Genomic DNA, 15,346 nt, shown 5'->3' with positions numbered 1-15,346 from the left:
GCCCATGAACGCCCCCGTCCCCGCCCCCGGCCTGCGCGAGCGCAAGAAGCAGCGGATGTTCCAGACGCTCTCGGACACCGCCGTCGAACTCTTCCTGGAGAAGGGCTTCGACGCGGTGTCCGTTGCGGAGGTGGCCGCCGCGGCCGAGGTCTCCAAGCCGACGCTCTTCCGGTACTTCCCGGCCAAGGAGGACCTCGTCCTGCACCGGATCGCCGACCACGAGGACGAGGCGGCCCGGGTGGCGCGCGGCGCACCGGCGCCGCTCGACGCGCTGCGCCGGCACTTCCTGGCCGGGCTGGAGCGGTGCGACCCGGTGACCGGGCTCAACGACCACCCCGCCGTACTCGCCTTCCACCGGCTGCTCTACGGCACCCCTGCCCTGGTCGCCCGGATGCACACGCAGCTGGAGCGGTCCGAGGCCGCGCTCGCCGAGGTGCTCGGCGGCGACCTGGCGGCCAGGCTGGCCGCCGGGCAGATCATCGCCGTACAGCGTGTCCTCGCGCTGGACAACTGGCGGCGGATCGCCGACGGGGAACGGGTGGAGGACGTGCGGGCGGACGCGGTGGCGGCGGCGGAGCGGGCGTTCGCGGGGCTGGCGGCCGGACTGCCCGGGTTCACCACGGCGCGGGGCGGCAAGGCCAAGTAACGAGGTAAAAAATTTAACCGAGTAACGTCATTCCGCTATGCTTGCCGGAATGACGCCGACCGAACCCGCCCTCCAGCGCGCCCTCGACCGCGAACGCGCCCACCACGAGCACTGCCGCACCGTCCTCGCCGCGATGGTCCAGGGCGCCCAGGAGCACGTCGTCACCGGCGAGGACGTCTCCGCGTCCGGCGCCGACGCCGAGATCCTCGGGTACCGGCTGCGCAGCCGGGCCAGGGAGATGAGCGAACTGCCCGAAGGGCCGCTGTTCTTCGGCCGGCTCGACTTCGCCGAGCCGGAGGGGGAGGGGGAGAGGACCGGGCGGGCGCTGCACATCGGGCGGCTGCGGATCACCGAGCACCCGGCCGCCCCGCCCCTCGTCGTCGACTGGCGCGCACCCGTCTCCCGCGCCTTCTACCAGGCCACCGCCGGCGACCCCCGGGGCGTCGCCGTCCGCCGCCGCTTCGGATGGGCGCCCGGCAGCCGCGGCGACTTGGCCGACCTCACCGGCCTGGAGGACGAGCACCTCGGCCGGGGCGAGTCCCGGGACAGCGGGATCGTCGCCCGGGAGATCGAGCGGCCCCGTGTCGGTCCCATGCGGGACATCGCCGCCACCATCCAGCCCGACCAGGACGACCTCGTCCGCGCCGGCCTCGGTGACACCGTCTGCGTCCAGGGCGCCCCGGGCACCGGCAAGACCGCCGTCGGGCTGCACCGGGCCGCGTACCTGCTCTACACCCACCCGCAGCGCATCCGCCGTGGCGGCCTGCTCATCCTCGGCCCCAACCCGACCTTCCTCTCCTACATCGCCGAAGTGCTCCCCGCCCTCGGCGAGACCGGCGTACGGCAGTCGACCCTGGCCGAGGAGATCGCCCGGCACCCGGTCACCCGCACCGACGACGCCCGGGCCGCCGCCCTCAAGCACGACGCCAGGACGGCCGAGGTGCTGCGCCGCGCCCTGTACGCGCGCGTGGACCCCGACGCCGCGGGCGACCTCGCCGTGCCGGACGGCTCCTACCGCTGGCGCGTCCCGGCCGGCGCGCTGGCCCGCGTGGTCGCGGACGTCCGGGACGAGCAGCCGCCGTACACGGTCGGGCGGGAACGGATCCGGGCCCGGATCGTGCGGTACGTCCAGGAACGGGCCGAACGGCGCGCCGGGCCGCGGACCAACGCCTGGCTGCGCCGCGTCGAGCGGTCCCGGGCCGTCGGGGCCGCCCTGGACGCCGTATGGCCCCGGGTGCGGCCGGAGGAGGTCCTCGCGCCGCTGCTCACCGACCCGGACGTGCTGGCCCGGGCGGCCGACGGGGTCCTCGCCGCCGACGAGCAGCAGGCGCTGCTGTGGACGGGGCGGGCACCCCGGTCGTGGAAGTCGGCGCGCTGGTCCGCCGCCGACCTCGTCCTGCTCGACGAGGTCGCCGGACTCCTCGAACACCCCGAGGGCTACGGCCACATCGTCGTCGACGAGGCCCAGGACCTCTCCCCGATGGAGTGCCGGGCCATCGCCCGCCGCTCCGCCTTCGGCTCGCTCACCGTCCTCGGCGACCTCGCGCAGGGGACCACGCCGTGGGCCGCGCGCTCCTGGCGCACCGTCCTGGCCCACCTGGGCCGCCCGGACGCGGCGGTGTCGCCGCTGACCACGGGATTCCGGGTGCCGCAGGAGGTCGTGGGCCTCACCAACCGGCTCCTGGCCCGGCTCGGCGTGGACGTGCCGCCGGCCCGGTCCCTGCGCGGCGACGGTGAGCTGACGCTGCGCCAGACCGAGCCCGGCGCGGAGACGGAGGCGGTGGTGGACGCCGTACGGCACGCGCTCGCCGGTCAGGGGTCGGTGGGCGTCGTCGCCGCCGACCCGGACGTTCCCCGGCTGCGTGCGGCCCTCGCCGCGGCCGGCATCCCGGCGGCGGGCCCCGAGGCGCTGGACGCCCGGGTCGCCGTGGTCCCGGCGAGCGTGGTCAAGGGCCTGGAGTACGACCACGTCGTCGCCGTCGAACCGGCGGCGATCGCAGCGGCGGAAGGCCCCGGCGGACGCGGCCTGCACCGCCTGTACGTGGTCCTCACCCGCGCGATGTCCCGCCTCACCGTGATCCACGCACGGCCACTGCCGTTCTGAGCCCGGGCCCGCTCACCCCCGGACACCGGGCGCGGGGCCCGGTGTCCGGCATGTCGCTCGTCGGTCCCGGTGGGGGTGCCTCCTAGGCTGGATGCACTATTGCAAGCAGAGCGCTTGCAATAGTTAGCAAAGTGCTGCATGGTGGAGGCATGGCATCGCTCAGCGTCGGCAATCTCGGTGAGTATCTGCGCGAGCAGCGGCGCAACGCGCAGCTGTCCCTGCGGCAGCTCGCCGATGCCGCGGGCGTGTCCAACCCGTACCTGAGCCAGATCGAGCGCGGGCTGCGCAAGCCGAGCGCGGAGGTGCTCCAGCAGGTCGCCAAGGCGCTGCGGATTTCCGCCGAGACGCTGTACGTCCGCGCGGGGATCCTCGACGCCGAGCGGGACCGGGACGACGTGGAGACGCGTGCGGTCATCCTCGCCGACCCCTCGCTGAACGAGCGGCAGAAGCAGGTACTGCTCCAGGTCTACGAGTCCTTCCGCAAGGAGAACGGGTTCGGGGCCGACGCCGAGAGCGATACCGGCTCGGGCGCCGATGTCGATGTCGATGCCGCTGTCGACGGGGCTGAATCAGTAAAAAACCCTCATTCGTAAGCAATTCCGGAGGACCATCACCATGGCCATCACCGACGACCTGCGCAAGACCTTCAGCGACCCCACCCCGCTCTACTTCGCCGCGGGCACCGCCGACCTCGCCTTCCAGCAGGCCAAGAAGGTGCCGGTGCTGGTGGAGCAGCTGCGCGCGGAGGCCCCGGCGCGGATCGACGCCGTACGCAACACCGACCCGAAGGCCGTCCAGGAGAAGGCGACGGCCCGCGTCAAGGAGACCCAGGGCAGCCTCCAGGCCAAGGCCAACGAGCTCTTCGGCTCCCTCGACGCCGACTTCAAGAAGCTCGGCGAGAGCGCCCAGGACCTCGCGCTGCGCTCCGTCGGCATCGCCGCCGAGTACGCCGTCAAGGCCCGCGAGACCTACGAGAAGGTCGCCGAGCGCGGCGAGCACGCGGTGCGCACCTGGCGCGGCCAGGCCGCCGACGGCATCGAGGACCTCGCCGAGGACGTGGAGGACCTCGCGGTGGCCGTCGAGCCGGCCAAACCCGCCCCGGCCAAGCCCGCGACGCCCAAGTCCGAGCCGGTCCGGGTCTCCGAGGACAAGTCCGCCACGGCGAAGAAGGCCCCCGCTCCGCGCAAGGCGCCGGCGAAGAAGTCCACCACCGCCAAGAAGACGACGCCGCCCGCCAAGTAGTGGGGCGCGTCACGGCTGGGGAGCGGCCGGGCACCCCAGGGATGCCCGGCTCGTTCTGCGGGTACGGTGACCGCGTAATGAAGAACCGAGTCTGGTGGTGGACGTTGTGCTGATGCAGGGGTTCGCGAACTTCCTGGGGCTGCTGAACCTCGCCCTGATGGTCTTCACCGGCTTCGCGTTGATCGACGCCGCCATCCGCCGCGAGGACGCCTACCGCGCGGCGGACAAGAAGACCAAGCCGTTCTGGCTGATCATCCTCGGGCTCGCCTTCGTGGTGAGCCTGATCTTCCCGATCCTGTCGTTCCTGCCGATCATCGGCCTCATCGCGGCGATCGTGTACATGGTCGACGTACGGCCCGCCCTGCGCGGCCTGTCCGGCGGCGGCCGCAGCAGCCGCCGCGGCTCCAGCAGCGACGGCCCGTACGGCCCGTACAACGGCGGACGCTGACCCCGTACGACGGGCAGTCCGCGCGGGCGGTCCCCGCGCCGGGCCACTGGGACCGGGCGGCTCAGGCCGTCCGGTCCAGCAGGACCACAGCGACGTCGTCGGCCAGTTCGCCGCCGTTGAGTTCGCGGACCTCGTTGACGGCCGCCCGCAGCAGCTCCTCGCCCCGCAGCCCCTCGGCGCGCTGGCGACGGACCATCTCCACCATGCCCTCCTGGCCGAGCCGCTCCCGGCCCTCGCCGACGTGGCCCTCGATCAGACCGTCGGTGTAGAGCATCAGGCTCCACTCGGCGCCCAGCTCCACCTGCATCCGCGGCCAGCGGGCGCCCGGCAGCAGCCCCAGCGCCGGGCCGTTGTTGTCGTACGGCAGCAGGCGCGCCGGCACGCCCGGCGCGGCGACCAGCGGGGACGGGTGCCCGGCCAGGCACAGGCCGGCGCGGCGGCCGTCCGGGGAGATGTCCACGGCGCACAGCGTCGCGAAGATCTCGTCGTCCGAGCGCTCGTGCTCCAGCACCTGCTGCAGCGTGCCGAGCAGCTCGTCGCCGCAGAGCCCCGCCAGCGTCAGCGCCCGCCAGGCGATCCGCAGCTCCACACCGAGCGCCGCCTCGTCCGGGCCGTGCCCGCAGACGTCGCCGATCATGGCGTGCACGGTGCCGTCCGGGGTGCGGACGACGTCGTAGAAGTCGCCGCCGAGCAGCGCGCGCGAGCGGCCCGGACGGTAGCGGGCGGCAAAGCGCAGCGGCGAGCCGGCGAGCAGCGGGGTCGGCAGCAGACCGCGCTCCAGACGGCGGTTCTCCTGCGCCCGCACCCGGCCCTCGGCCAGCCGCCGCTCCGCCGAGTCCGACCGCTTGCGCTCGACGGCGTAGCGGATCGCCCGGCTCAGCAGGCGCCCGTCCAGCTCGTCGCGGAACAGGTAGTCCTGCGCGCCGACCGCCACGGCCTCGGCGCCGCGCTCGGCGTCGCTGGAGGAGGTCAGCGCGAGCACGGCGTGCCGGGGCGCGAGCTCCAGGACGTGCCGGAGCACCGACAGCTCGTCCTCTTCCTCCGCGTCACCGTTGCCGTGGGCCGGCGTCGACAGGGCGAGGTCCAGCAGGATGCAGTGGACGTCGTCGGTCAGCAGCCGGCCGGCCTCGGTGAGGTTGCGGGCGGTGCGGACGCGGATCGGCTTGCCGGCCTGGTCGAGCAGGTCGGGCACGATCGGCGAGCCGGCCGGGTCGTCCTCGATCAGCAGCACCGTCAGGTTCGTGGGCGCCGCGCTCTGGGACCGGGCGCTTCGGGGCCGGTCGGTGCCGGTGTCCGTGCCGGTGGGAGTGCCGGTACCGGTGTCGGTGTGAGTGCCTGTGCTGGTGTCCGTGGGGTTCTCGCGCTTCTCCGTGGTGGTCTCCCGGGCCTTCTCGCGCCGGGTGGCGGGGTTCTCGGCCGGGTGTGTCCTGGGCGCGGCCTGTTCCTTGGGAGGGCCGCTGTCCGGGGACGCGGCGGGCGCCTGACCGCACTCCACGGCCGGGATCGCCCTCTGCCGCGGTACGGGTACGGGCATGGTGTCGGTTTCCTTCCCTCCCCCCGAGGGCATGGCGGGGCGAGGGACCTCGACCCACCGACGGGGACCATAGCGGGTGACGGCACCGCTGCGGAATGGTCCAGAACACGTCGGGCGACCTTCGGCCACTGTCATATGCCGCGTTATCCCCCGCAGTTGGACACGTCGGCCGGGGGCCCGGGATGACGAACGTCACGCGGGGCGGGGCGCCGGGCGTGGACTGGGTCACGTGGCCCGCCTCACGCCCCCGGGGCGAGCCGGCCGCCGGGCGGCCCCCAGCCCGGCGGCCGGCGGGGCCGCGTCACTCCTTGGGGGCGGGCGTCTGCTCCGGGGCCGTGTCCGGCCGGACCACGCCGAGGATCGGCATCGAACCGGCGCCCGCGAGGGTGATCGAGCGCCCCGGACGCGGCGCGTGCACCATGGAGCCGTCGCCGACGTACATGCCGACGTGGCTGGCGTCGTCGAAGTAGATGATCAGGTCGCCGGGGCGCATGTCCTCGACGGCGACGTGCCTGAGCTGCTTCCACTGCTGCTGCGAGGTGCGCGGGATCGCCTGCCCGGCCGACACCCAGGCCTGCGAGGTCAGACCGGAGCAGTCGTACGACTTCGGGCCCTCGGCGCCCCACTGGTACGGCTTGCCGATCTGGGCCGTGGCGTACTCGACCGCCTTGCGGCCCCGCCCGGTCGCCTCGGCGTCGAGGTCCTTCAGGATTCCGGAGTCGAGCCAGGCGGTCTGGGCCTTGGCCTGCGCCTCCCGCTCCAGCTTGGCGAGGCGCTCCTTCTCCTCCTTCTCCAGCTCGGACTCCAGCTTCTCGGCCGCCGCGATCTGCTTCTCGACCTTCTTCCGGGCCTTGGCCTTGGCCTTGCGGTTCGCCTCCAGCTCCTTGAAGCGGGCGGAGGCGTCCGCCGCGTAGGTCTTCAGGTCCTCCTGGGCGCGGGTCAGCTCGCCGAGCAGACCCTTGGTGGCGCGCTGGCCCTGGATCACCCGGCCGGTGCCGTCGAGGAAGTCCTCGGGGTCGTCGCTCAGGACCAGCTTGGCCCCGTCGGGCAGGCCGCCGGTGCGGTACTGGGCGCGGGCCGCGGCCCCCGCGCGGTCCTTGAGGCCGTCCAGCCTCTCCTGACCTTTGACGATCTTCTTGGCCAGCTCGACGATCTGGGCGTTCTGCTTCTCGGCCTTCTCCTCGGCCGCGTTGTACTCCTCGGTGGCCGAGGCCGCCGCGCGGTAGAGGGCGTCGAGCTTCTTGCGTACGGCCTCCAGGTCCTTGCCGGGCGTGGCGGCCGGGGTGGCCGGGGCGGCCGACGACGGTGACGGAGAGGGCGACGAAGAAGGCGAGGGCGAAGGGCCCGGGTCCGCGAACGCCGTGCCCGGTGCGGCCAGCACGGTGACCGCGCAGACCACGGCCACGGCCGCGGTCGTCAAGCCACGCTTCCCCGTACGCATACCTCGCCCCCAAACTGGTTAACCGTCAGTAACATAGCCCGCTCGTGGGATCGTGCCATGCCGGCGTGAAAAGCGACAGAGGGCGACGGAGGCCGTGCCTTCCTGTTGCTTGCCTCCCGCTTCCCTCCCGCTTCTCCCGGGGTGTGACGAACGTCGTACGGAGATCGTTCCCGGCTCGCCCGTCGCCCGTCGCCCGTCGCCCGTCGCCCGTCGCCGCCGTACCCGGTTCACGCGCGGGGCGCCAACGCCTCCCACCGCACCGTCACTTCGCCCTGCCGCCACCGCACCGGCCCGTCCGTCACCGGCCAGTCGGCCGTCAGATCCCGCACGGCCCGCATCCAGCGCTGCCGGGCGCCGTAGGAGGCATAAGGCGCGGCGGCGGCCCAGGCCCGGTCGAAGTCGCGCAGGAAAGCGTGCACGGGCTCCCCGGGGACATTGCGGTGGATGAGCGCCTTCGGCAGCCGTTCGGCCAGGTCGGAAGGGCGGTCCAGGGAGCCGAGCCGGGTGGCGAAGGTGACCGTGCGCGGCCCCTCGGGGCCGAGGGCCACCCACACGTGCCGGCGCCCGATCTCGTCGCAGGTGCCCTCGACCAGCAGCCCTCCGCGCGAAGTCTCCGACGCCGGTGCGAGTCGCGCGCACAGCCGCTGCCAGACGGCGGCGACCTCGCCCTCGTCGTACTGGCGCAGCACGTTCGCCGCCCGGATCAGCAGCGGGGGCGCGGAGACGGGGACCTCGAAGCCGCCGTGCCGGAAATCGAGCCCCACGCGCGCGTACGGCTGGGCCGCCGCCACCCGGGCCGGGTCGATCTCGACGCCCACCACGTGCGCGTGCGGCGCGACCGTGCGCAGGCGCAGCAGCAGTTCCACGGCCGTCCAGGGGGCCGCGCCGTAGCCGAGGTCGACGGCGACGGGAGCGGCGGCGCGGCGCAGCTCGGCGCCGTGCACGGCCGCGATCCAGCGGTCCATGCGGCGCAGTCGGTTGGGATTCGTCGTCCCGCGCGTGACCGTGCCCACGGGGCGGGTGGCGGGGGCGCGGGACGGCATGTCTACGAGGGTAGGCGGCCGTCCGCGGCATCGGCCCACGGGAAGGGGGGACCCGCAAGGATCTCGAACGGTTGAGCGATAGGCGGTAATGATTCGGCAAAGGCCAGAAAATCGGAATGGAGGACCGCCCGCCCGGTGTTCCCACCCCTTGGAGGGCACGGCAGGTCCTCCCACCGGCATGCCCGCAGCGAGGAGGAACGGCTCGTGAGCCAGTACGTCAGCAGGCTCGGGCGTCGCTCACCGGCGGCCTCCCCGCGGCTCCGGCTGCTGCGCAGGCCCCGCCGCGTCGCCATGCTCTCCGTGCACACCTCACCGCTGCACCAGCCCGGCACGGGCGACGCCGGCGGCATGAACGTCTACATCGTCGAGCTCGCGCAGCGCCTCGCCGCGATCAACATCGAGGTCGAGATCTTCACGCGGTCGACCACCGCCGCCCTCCCGCCCTCCGTCGAGCTGGCCCCCGGCGTCCTCGTCCGGCACGTCGACGCCGGCCCCTACGAGGGTCTGGCCAAGGAGGAGCTGCCCGCCCAGCTGTGCGCCTTCACCCACGGGGTGATGCAGGCCTGGGCCGGTCACCGCCCCGGCCACTACGACCTCGTGCACTCCCACTACTGGCTCTCCGGCCACGTCGGCTGGCTCGCCGCCCAGCGCTGGGGCGCCCCCCTCGTGCACGCCATGCACACCATGGCCAAGGTCAAGAACGCCAACCTGGCCGACGGCGACACCCCCGAGCCCGCCGCCCGCGTCATCGGCGAGACCCAGATCGTCGCCGCCTCCGACCGGCTGATCGCCAACACGGCGGAGGAGGCCGAGCAGCTCGTCCACCACTACGCCGCCGACCCCGGCAAGGTCGCCGTCGTCCACCCCGGCGTCAACCTCGACCGGTTCCGCCCCTTCCCCAGGGGCTCCGTGCCCGGCCCGGGACAGCACGGCAACGCCCGCGCCGCCGCCCGCGCCCGCCTCGGCCTGCCCCAGGACGCGCTGATCCCGCTCTTCGCCGGCCGCATACAGCCCCTGAAGGCGCCGGACATCCTGCTGCGCGCCGTCGCCGTACTCCTCGACGAGCGCCCCGAGCTGCGCTCCCGCATCGTCGTCCCGGTCGTCGGAGGGCCCAGCGGCAGCGGCCTCGCCAAGCCGGAGGGCCTGCAGAAGCTCGCCGCGCGGCTCGGCATCGCCGACGTCGTGCGCTTCCGCCCACCGGTGGGGCAGGAACAGCTCGCCGACTGGTTCCGGGCCGCGTCCGTCCTCGTCATGCCCTCCTACAGCGAGTCCTTCGGCCTGGTCGCCATCGAGGCCCAGGCGGCCGGTACGCCGGTGCTCGCCGCGGCGGTGGGCGGCCTCCCGGTCGCCGTGCGGGACGGGGTCACCGGTCGCCTCGTCGAGGGCCACGACCCCGCCGCGTACGCGCGCGTGCTGCGGGACTTCGCCGACAACCCCGAGCTGACGCCCCGCATGGGCGACGCCGCCGCCCGGCACGCCCAGTCCTTCGGCTGGGACAGCGCCGCCGCCGCGACGGCCGACGTCTACACGGCCGCGATCCAGTCGCACCGCCGTCGCGTACGCTCGCACCATGGCTGAGGCACCGGAGAAGGCAGCAGAGGTCGTCGAGGCGGCCCTGAAGGACGCCGACCTGGAGTGGGAGCGCCCCGAACCCGGCAACTACGTCGTCAAACTCCCCGGCACCCGCAAGCTCTCGACGACGGTCTCCCTCCTTCTCGGCCGCCACTCCCTCTCCCTCAACGCGTTCGTCATCCGCCACCCCGACGAGAACGAACCGGCCGTCCACCGCTGGCTCCTGGAACGCAACCTCAAGCTCTACGGCGTCGGTTACGCCGTCGACCGCCTCGGCGACATCTACGTCACCGCGAAGCTCCCCCTGGCCGTCGTCGCCCCCGACGAGATCGACCGCCTCCTCGGCCAGGTCCTGGAGGCCGCCGACGGCGCCTTCAACACCCTGCTGGAGCTGGGCTTCGCGTCCGCCATCCGCAAGGAGTACGCGTGGCGGACCTCGCGCGGCGAGTCGACGCGGAACCTGGAGGCGTTCCAGCACCTCATCGAGCGCTCCGGCGACTGACCGGACTCAGCCTGCTGGGGCTCCTCGCGCGCCACTCGCCCGGTACCGCCCGGGGGTGACCCCCACCAGGCGCTTGAAGTGCCGGGTCAGATGGGCCTGGTCGTAGAACCCGGCGGCGCCCGCCACGTCCGCCGGGGGCCGTCCGGCCAGCAGCAGTCGCCGGGCCCGGTCGACGCGGCGGGACATCAGGTACTGGTGCGGCGCGATGCCGTAGGCCCCGCTGAACGCCCGTACGAGATGCGCCGGATGGGCGGGCACGAGCGTGGCCGCCTCCTCGAGTCCGATGCCCGCGACGACCCGCTCGTCGAGCAGTTCGCGCAGCCGCCGGGCGAGCGCGGGGTCCCGGCGTGCGGGGTCCGTGGTCTGCGTGGGGCGCAGATGGGCGCGGAGCCGCTCGCCGATCAGCGTCAGCCGGCTCTCGGCCTCCAGCTCGTCGCCCGGGAGGGCGAGCGCGGCGTGCAGCTGCCCGACCCGCCGCCGCAGCACCGGATCACGCAGGTCGGGCGCGTCCACGGCCGGCCCGATCAGCTCGTCGCCCAGCCGGGAGGCGTCCAGGTACAGGACGCGCTTGCGGAAACCGTGCGGGGTGGCGGGGGAGCCGTTGTGCGGCACGTGCGGCGGCAGCAGCGACACCGTGTCGTGCGGGGTGCCGTGCTCGTGCCGGTCCAGGTCGTACCGTACGGCGCCGTCGTCGACGATGAGCAGCGTCCAGGCGTCGTGGACGTGCATCGGGTAGGCGTACTCGGTGTAGTGGGCGTGGAAGACCTCGACGACGCCCGGGACACGGGGCCGCCAGGCGAAGACGTCCGGCTGGGCGCTCCGCTGGTCCTTCCGTCGGCCGGGCATGCAAAAAACGTACAAGACCGGGCGGCGCGCGGGTCGGCAGTCTCACCGTATGAGCACGCACGACGCAGCCCATGAGGCCCCCGAATCCGAGGCCCCCGTCCGCTTCGACACCAAGATCGCCGTACTGCTGCGCGAGGACCTGGAGACCTGGCAGCGCCTCAACGTCACGGCCTTCCTGGTCAGCGGCCTGGGCAGCCAGTTCCCCGAGATCATCGGGGAGCCGTACGAAGACGCCGACGCGGTCGGCTACCTGCCGATGTTCCGCCAGCCGGTGCTGGTCTTCGAGGGCACGAAGGAGACGCTGACGACGGCCCACGCGCGCGTGCTGTCCCGCGCCCTGCCCCGCGCCCTGTTCACGTCCGACCTCTTCGCCACGGGCAACGACCGCGACAACCGCGCGGCGGTACGTGCCGTGGCGACGGCGGACCTGGACCTGGTGGGCCTCGCCGTGTACGGCCCGAAGAACGCGGTGGACAAGGTGCTGAAGGGGGCGCGGATGCACCCGTGAGCGGGGGCGCCGGTCAGACGGCGCCGGCGTCGACGCGGGGTGCCGGGGCCTCCGACGTGCCCCGGGTCACCGGCGTGTCGTCCGGCAGGCCCCGCATGAGCCCCCAGTACCCGGCCGCCGCCACCGTGCCGACGACGGCGCAGACGCCCCACAGCCACTCGGCGCCCCAGTGGTCGATGACGAACCCGGACATCAGCGGCGCGACGAGGGCGGCGACCGCCCAGGACATGGTGTACATGCCCTGGTAGCGACCGCGCCCGTGCACGGGCGAGAGACGGACGACGAGCCCGGTCTGGGTCGGCGCGTTGACGATCTCGGCCAGCGTCCACACGCACACGGTGAGAGCGAAGACGCCGACCGACCCGGCGAAGGCGGTGAGCCCGAAGCCGTACCCGGCCAGCAGGGAGGACCCGAGGAGCAGCAGCCGCGGGTCGCGGTGCTGGATGAACCGGGTGACGGGTATCTGCAGGACGACGATCAGCACGCCGTTGACGGCGATCGCGAGCCCGAAGTCGGCGGGCGTGAACCCGGCCTCGCCCATCGCGACGGGCAGCCCGACGTAGGCCTGCTGGAAGATCAGCGCGATGAGGAAGGACAGCCCGACGACACCCATGTACCGCCCGTCGCGCAGCACGGTCAGGAGGGAGACGGCGGCTTCCTTGCCATCGGGGCCACCGGTCCCCGCCGACTGGGGCGGCCGGGACTCGGGCAGCTTCACGAAGACGAGGACGGCGCAGACAAGCGTCATTCCGGCCTCGATCATGAACCCGGCGAGATAGCTGACCTCGGCGATGAATCCGGCCGCCATGGAGGAGACCGCGAAGCCGAGGTTGATCGCCCAGTAGTTGAGCGAGAACGCCCGGACCCTGTCCTCGGGCCGCACGATGTCCGCCATCATCGCCTGCACGGCCGGCCGGGAGGCGTTGCTCGCCATGCCGACCAGGAAGGCGACGGCGGCGATGGCCACCGGGTCCCGCACGAACCCGAGCAGCGCGACCGACAGCGCGGTGGAGGTCTGCGCGACGAGCAGCGTCGGCCGCCGCCCCATCCGGTCGGTCATCACCCCCGCGCCCAGCGAGGACACGACCCCGCCGAGCCCGTGCAGGGCAGCGACCAGACCGGCGTACGAGGCGGAGTAGCCGCGGTCGATGGTCAGGTACAGCGCCATGAAGGTGGCGACGAAGGCACCGAGCCGGTTGACGAGGGTGCTGGTCCACAGCCACCAGAACTCGCGGGGGAGCCCGGAGACGGTCTCGCGTGCGGCACGTCTGAGTCCGGCGACTGACATGGGTCCCCCGAGGTGGCTGAGGCGGTGTAAGCGTCCGATGCGGTGAGCACAACTTACGAACCCGTGCGGGTGGGGGGCCACTCGATTAACACTTCCCGTCAACCGTCCGCCCACCGGGCGCCCGCGCGGGGGATCGAGCCGTTGGATTACGCTCGGGCGTATGGCCGACGCACCGTACAAGCTGATCCTCCTCCGCCACGGCGAGAGCGAGTGGAACGAGAAGAACCTGTTCACCGGCTGGGTGGACGTCAACCTCACCCCGAAGGGCGAGAAGGAGGCGACGCGCGGCGGCGAGCTGCTCAAGGACGCCGGCCTGCTGCCCGACGTGGTCCACACGTCCGTCCAGAAGCGCGCGATCCGCACGGCCCAGCTCGCCCTGGAGGCCGCCGACCGCCACTGGATCCCGGTCCACCGCCACTGGCGCCTCAACGAGCGCCACTACGGCGCCCTCCAGGGCAAGGACAAGGCCCAGACCCTCGCGGAGTTCGGCGAGGAGCAGTTCATGCTGTGGCGCCGCTCCTACGACACCCCGCCGCCGCCCCTGGACCGCGACGCCGAGTACTCCCAGTTCTCCGACCCGCGCTACGCGATGCTCCCGCCCGAGCTGCGCCCGCAGACGGAGTGCCTGAAGGACGTCGTCGGCCGGATGCTCCCGTACTGGTTCGACGCGATCGTCCCCGACCTCCTCACCGGCCGCACGGTCCTGGTCGCCGCCCACGGCAACTCGCTCCGCGCCCTGGTCAAGCACCTCGACGGCATCTCGGACGCGGACATCGCGGGCTTGAACATCCCGACGGGCATCCCGCTGTCCTACGAACTGGACGCCGAGTTCAAGCCGCTGAACCCCGGCGGCACGTACCTCGACCCGGACGCGGCGGCGGCAGCGATCGAGGCCGTGAAGAACCAGGGCAAGAAGAAGTAGGCCCACGTCGGTCGGCCTCCGTCCTGCGGTTGCTTCGCGGGGTGGGGGCCGACTGGTGTTTCCGGGCTGCTCGCGGGACGGGGCCTGGGTGGTTGGGGCCGTGTCAGGACGGCGGCCAGGCGTCGGCCATCTCGAAGGAGACCACCGTTCCACCGAAGCGGCTGGGCCCGGTGTGCCAAGAGTCGGCCACGGAGTCGACCAGCAGCAGCCCGCGGCCGTGCGCGTCGTCGGCGTCGGGGCGCCTGAGCCGCACGCTCTCGGGGAACCCTTGATTGTGCACCTCGACCCGGAGCGAGGTCCCTGCGCGGAACCATTCCACCCGCACCAGCCAGGGCGCGTCCGACGTGCCGTGGACGACGGCGTTGGTCACCAGCTCCGAGAGCAACAGGACGCAGTCGTCGACGGAGCAGGCCGGCTGGTACGGCGTGAGGAACTTCCGGAACCAGCGCCTGGCCCTCGGTACGGACTCGGCGACGGGGTGCAAGGTCATCGCCCCGAGCCTCGGCGAGTCCTCACACGGATCACGGTCGATCGCGTAGGTCACGCGCACTCACTCCCCGCCGCTGCTCCCACGGCAGCCGATGGACCGATTCCGTACGACGCCATAAAGCACCCCTCATTCAGGAAGACATCCGTGACATCTCCAGACAGGTACTGTGGTCAACATCTCTAGAGACGTCAAGTCGTCTGTGTGGAAACGCCCTTGAGGGAGCGGGTCCGTTACTCGCAGCGAGCGAGCCCCCAAGCTGTGGCCTAAGGTGTCTAGAGAAGGAGAGGAGGCCCACGGGATGGCCAACACCGGAGACGACCGTCGCCCCAAGTACCAGCGGATCGCCGACACGCTGCGTGAAGCGATCCGGTCGGGCGAGTACGGCCCCGGTGACCGGCTCCCGGGGGAGAACGACCTCATGACCGCGCACGGCGTGGCCCGCATGACGGCCCGTCAGGCCCTGAGCGTCCTCCGGGACGAAGGCGTCGCCGAGGCCCGCAAGGGTGCCGGCGTGTTCGTCCGGGAGTTCCGCCCGCTGCGCCGACGGGGCATCCAGCGTCTGGCTCAGCAGCAGTGGGGCGACGGCCGGTCCATCTGGTCGGCCGACATCGAGAACCGCTCCCTTGAGGTGGACCAGGTCACGGTGTCCGAGGAAGCGGCTTCTGAGAGGGCGGTTCGTGAGGCTTTGACGGGTTCTGTCGTCGCCTGATGGTGTGGGTGTGGGGCGGAATCCGCCAGTCCGTAGCGGCTCGTCTGCTGG

15 protein-coding genes and 1 pseudogene are annotated in these 15,346 nt (G+C 72.9%); 10 read left to right on the top strand and 6 right to left on the bottom strand.

All coding sequences use genetic code 11. The annotated features are described in order from the left end of the window. The first annotated feature begins 4 nt into the window (after window positions 1-4). From AB0P07_RS32890 to AB0P07_RS32870, 5 genes are all read left to right on the top strand, one after another. Window positions 5-646, top strand: coding sequence for a TetR family transcriptional regulator (locus tag AB0P07_RS32890; RefSeq protein WP_365557106.1), 642 nt, complete (start codon window positions 5-7; stop codon window positions 644-646). A 49-nt stretch (window positions 647-695) separates the two neighbouring features. After that, a complete protein-coding gene (locus AB0P07_RS32885) occupies window positions 696-2,750 on the top strand; it encodes an AAA family ATPase (RefSeq protein WP_365557103.1) in 2,055 nt (684 codons plus the stop codon). A gap of 149 nt (window positions 2,751-2,899) precedes the next feature. Next, a complete protein-coding gene (locus tag AB0P07_RS32880; protein WP_365557100.1) occupies window positions 2,900-3,343 on the top strand; it encodes a helix-turn-helix transcriptional regulator in 444 nt (147 codons plus the stop codon). A 22-nt stretch (window positions 3,344-3,365) separates the two neighbouring features. After that, window positions 3,366-3,992, top strand: coding sequence for a hypothetical protein (locus tag AB0P07_RS32875; RefSeq protein ID WP_365557097.1), 627 nt, complete (start codon window positions 3,366-3,368; stop codon window positions 3,990-3,992). A gap of 112 nt (window positions 3,993-4,104) precedes the next feature. After that, window positions 4,105-4,440, top strand: coding sequence for a DUF2516 family protein (locus tag AB0P07_RS32870; protein WP_164419587.1), 336 nt, complete (start codon window positions 4,105-4,107; stop codon window positions 4,438-4,440). Between the two features lie 61 nt (window positions 4,441-4,501). Here AB0P07_RS32870 and AB0P07_RS32865 read toward each other — a convergent pair whose 3' ends face one another. From AB0P07_RS32865 to AB0P07_RS32855, 3 genes are all read right to left on the bottom strand, one after another. Beyond that, window positions 4,502-5,974: a fused response regulator/phosphatase gene (locus tag AB0P07_RS32865; RefSeq protein ID WP_365557095.1), complete on the bottom strand. Its 1,473-nt coding sequence runs from the start codon at window positions 5,972-5,974 to the stop codon at window positions 4,502-4,504. Between the two features lie 301 nt (window positions 5,975-6,275). After that, window positions 6,276-7,415 (bottom strand): NlpC/P60 family protein, encoded by a 1,140-nt coding sequence (locus AB0P07_RS32860; protein WP_365557092.1) that lies wholly within the window; start codon window positions 7,413-7,415, stop codon window positions 6,276-6,278. Between the two features lie 227 nt (window positions 7,416-7,642). Then, complete coding sequence (locus tag AB0P07_RS32855) at window positions 7,643-8,458, bottom strand: class I SAM-dependent methyltransferase (RefSeq protein WP_365557091.1); 816 nt, start codon at window positions 8,456-8,458, stop codon at window positions 7,643-7,645. 204 nt (window positions 8,459-8,662) lie between these two features. On the opposite strand from AB0P07_RS32855, the gene mshA reads away from it, so the two are divergent. Further along, window positions 8,663-10,036 carry a D-inositol-3-phosphate glycosyltransferase gene (gene mshA, locus AB0P07_RS32850; RefSeq protein WP_365557088.1) on the top strand — a complete coding sequence of 458 codons (1,374 nt, stop codon included), beginning with the start codon at window positions 8,663-8,665 and terminating at the stop codon, window positions 10,034-10,036. Continuing rightward, complete coding sequence (locus tag AB0P07_RS32845; RefSeq protein ID WP_365557085.1) at window positions 10,029-10,532, top strand: YbjN domain-containing protein; 504 nt, start codon at window positions 10,029-10,031, stop codon at window positions 10,530-10,532. The genes mshA and AB0P07_RS32845 overlap by 8 nt, the downstream gene beginning before the upstream one ends. Window positions 10,533-10,538: 6 nt before the next feature. On the opposite strand, the gene AB0P07_RS32840 is transcribed toward AB0P07_RS32845, so the two are convergent. Next, window positions 10,539-11,378, bottom strand: a complete 840-nt coding sequence (locus AB0P07_RS32840; RefSeq protein ID WP_365557082.1) for an AraC family transcriptional regulator — start codon at window positions 11,376-11,378, stop codon at window positions 10,539-10,541. A 49-nt stretch (window positions 11,379-11,427) separates the two neighbouring features. On the opposite strand from AB0P07_RS32840, the gene AB0P07_RS32835 reads away from it, so the two are divergent. Beyond that, window positions 11,428-11,886 (top strand): DUF2000 domain-containing protein, encoded by a 459-nt coding sequence (locus AB0P07_RS32835; RefSeq protein ID WP_365557079.1) that lies wholly within the window; start codon window positions 11,428-11,430, stop codon window positions 11,884-11,886. A 13-nt stretch (window positions 11,887-11,899) separates the two neighbouring features. Here the strand turns inward: AB0P07_RS32835 and AB0P07_RS32830 are convergent, their stop codons facing one another. Further along, the gene (locus AB0P07_RS32830) at window positions 11,900-13,174 is read right to left on the bottom strand and encodes an MFS transporter (RefSeq protein ID WP_365557076.1); all 1,275 of its coding nucleotides are present in this window, start codon (window positions 13,172-13,174) and stop codon (window positions 11,900-11,902) included. A gap of 160 nt (window positions 13,175-13,334) precedes the next feature. On the opposite strand from AB0P07_RS32830, the gene AB0P07_RS32825 reads away from it, so the two are divergent. Further along, on the top strand, window positions 13,335-14,096 hold the full coding sequence (locus tag AB0P07_RS32825) for a phosphoglyceromutase (RefSeq protein ID WP_226027490.1): 762 nt from the start codon (window positions 13,335-13,337) through the stop codon (window positions 14,094-14,096). A 103-nt stretch (window positions 14,097-14,199) separates the two neighbouring features. Here AB0P07_RS32825 and AB0P07_RS32820 read toward each other — a convergent pair whose 3' ends face one another. Beyond that, window positions 14,200-14,640, bottom strand: a complete 441-nt coding sequence (locus AB0P07_RS32820) for an ATP-binding protein (RefSeq protein ID WP_365557073.1) — start codon at window positions 14,638-14,640, stop codon at window positions 14,200-14,202. Between the two features lie 244 nt (window positions 14,641-14,884). Here AB0P07_RS32820 and AB0P07_RS32815 point away from each other — a divergent pair. Further along, window positions 14,885-15,256 (top strand): annotated as a pseudogene (locus tag AB0P07_RS32815) (GntR family transcriptional regulator); the annotation flags it as partial. Window positions 15,257-15,346 lie beyond the last annotated feature (90 nt).

The sequence above is a fragment of the Streptomyces sp. NPDC085944 genome, from assembly GCF_040686295.1.
GTDB classification, from domain to species: domain Bacteria; phylum Actinomycetota; class Actinomycetes; order Streptomycetales; family Streptomycetaceae; genus Streptomyces; species Streptomyces salinarius.
The sequence above is the reverse complement of the archived record's forward strand: the minus strand, read 5'-3'. Positions and strand labels throughout refer to the sequence as shown.

Bases quoted from the DNA above. Each gene is read 5' to 3' on its own strand.
- AB0P07_RS32885 (WP_365557103.1), top strand. From the start codon at position 696: ATGACGCCGACCGAACCCGCCCTCCAGCGCGCCCTCGACCGCGAACGC.
- AB0P07_RS32870 (WP_164419587.1), top strand. From the start codon at position 4,105: ATGCAGGGGTTCGCGAACTTCCTGGGGCTGCTGAACCTCGCCCTGATG.
- AB0P07_RS32845 (WP_365557085.1), top strand. From the start codon at position 10,029: ATGGCTGAGGCACCGGAGAAGGCAGCAGAGGTCGTCGAGGCGGCCCTG.
- AB0P07_RS32875 (WP_365557097.1), top strand. From the start codon at position 3,366: ATGGCCATCACCGACGACCTGCGCAAGACCTTCAGCGACCCCACCCCG.
- AB0P07_RS32890 (WP_365557106.1), top strand. From the start codon at position 5: ATGAACGCCCCCGTCCCCGCCCCCGGCCTGCGCGAGCGCAAGAAGCAG.
- AB0P07_RS32865 (WP_365557095.1), bottom strand. From the start codon at position 5,974: ATGCCCGTACCCGTACCGCGGCAGAGGGCGATCCCGGCCGTGGAGTGC.
- AB0P07_RS32830 (WP_365557076.1), bottom strand. From the start codon at position 13,174: ATGTCAGTCGCCGGACTCAGACGTGCCGCACGCGAGACCGTCTCCGGG.
- AB0P07_RS32860 (WP_365557092.1), bottom strand. From the start codon at position 7,415: ATGCGTACGGGGAAGCGTGGCTTGACGACCGCGGCCGTGGCCGTGGTC.
- AB0P07_RS32835 (WP_365557079.1), top strand. From the start codon at position 11,428: ATGAGCACGCACGACGCAGCCCATGAGGCCCCCGAATCCGAGGCCCCC.
- AB0P07_RS32840 (WP_365557082.1), bottom strand. From the start codon at position 11,378: ATGCCCGGCCGACGGAAGGACCAGCGGAGCGCCCAGCCGGACGTCTTC.
- AB0P07_RS32855 (WP_365557091.1), bottom strand. From the start codon at position 8,458: ATGCCGTCCCGCGCCCCCGCCACCCGCCCCGTGGGCACGGTCACGCGC.
- AB0P07_RS32825 (WP_226027490.1), top strand. From the start codon at position 13,335: ATGGCCGACGCACCGTACAAGCTGATCCTCCTCCGCCACGGCGAGAGC.
- AB0P07_RS32880 (WP_365557100.1), top strand. From the start codon at position 2,900: ATGGCATCGCTCAGCGTCGGCAATCTCGGTGAGTATCTGCGCGAGCAG.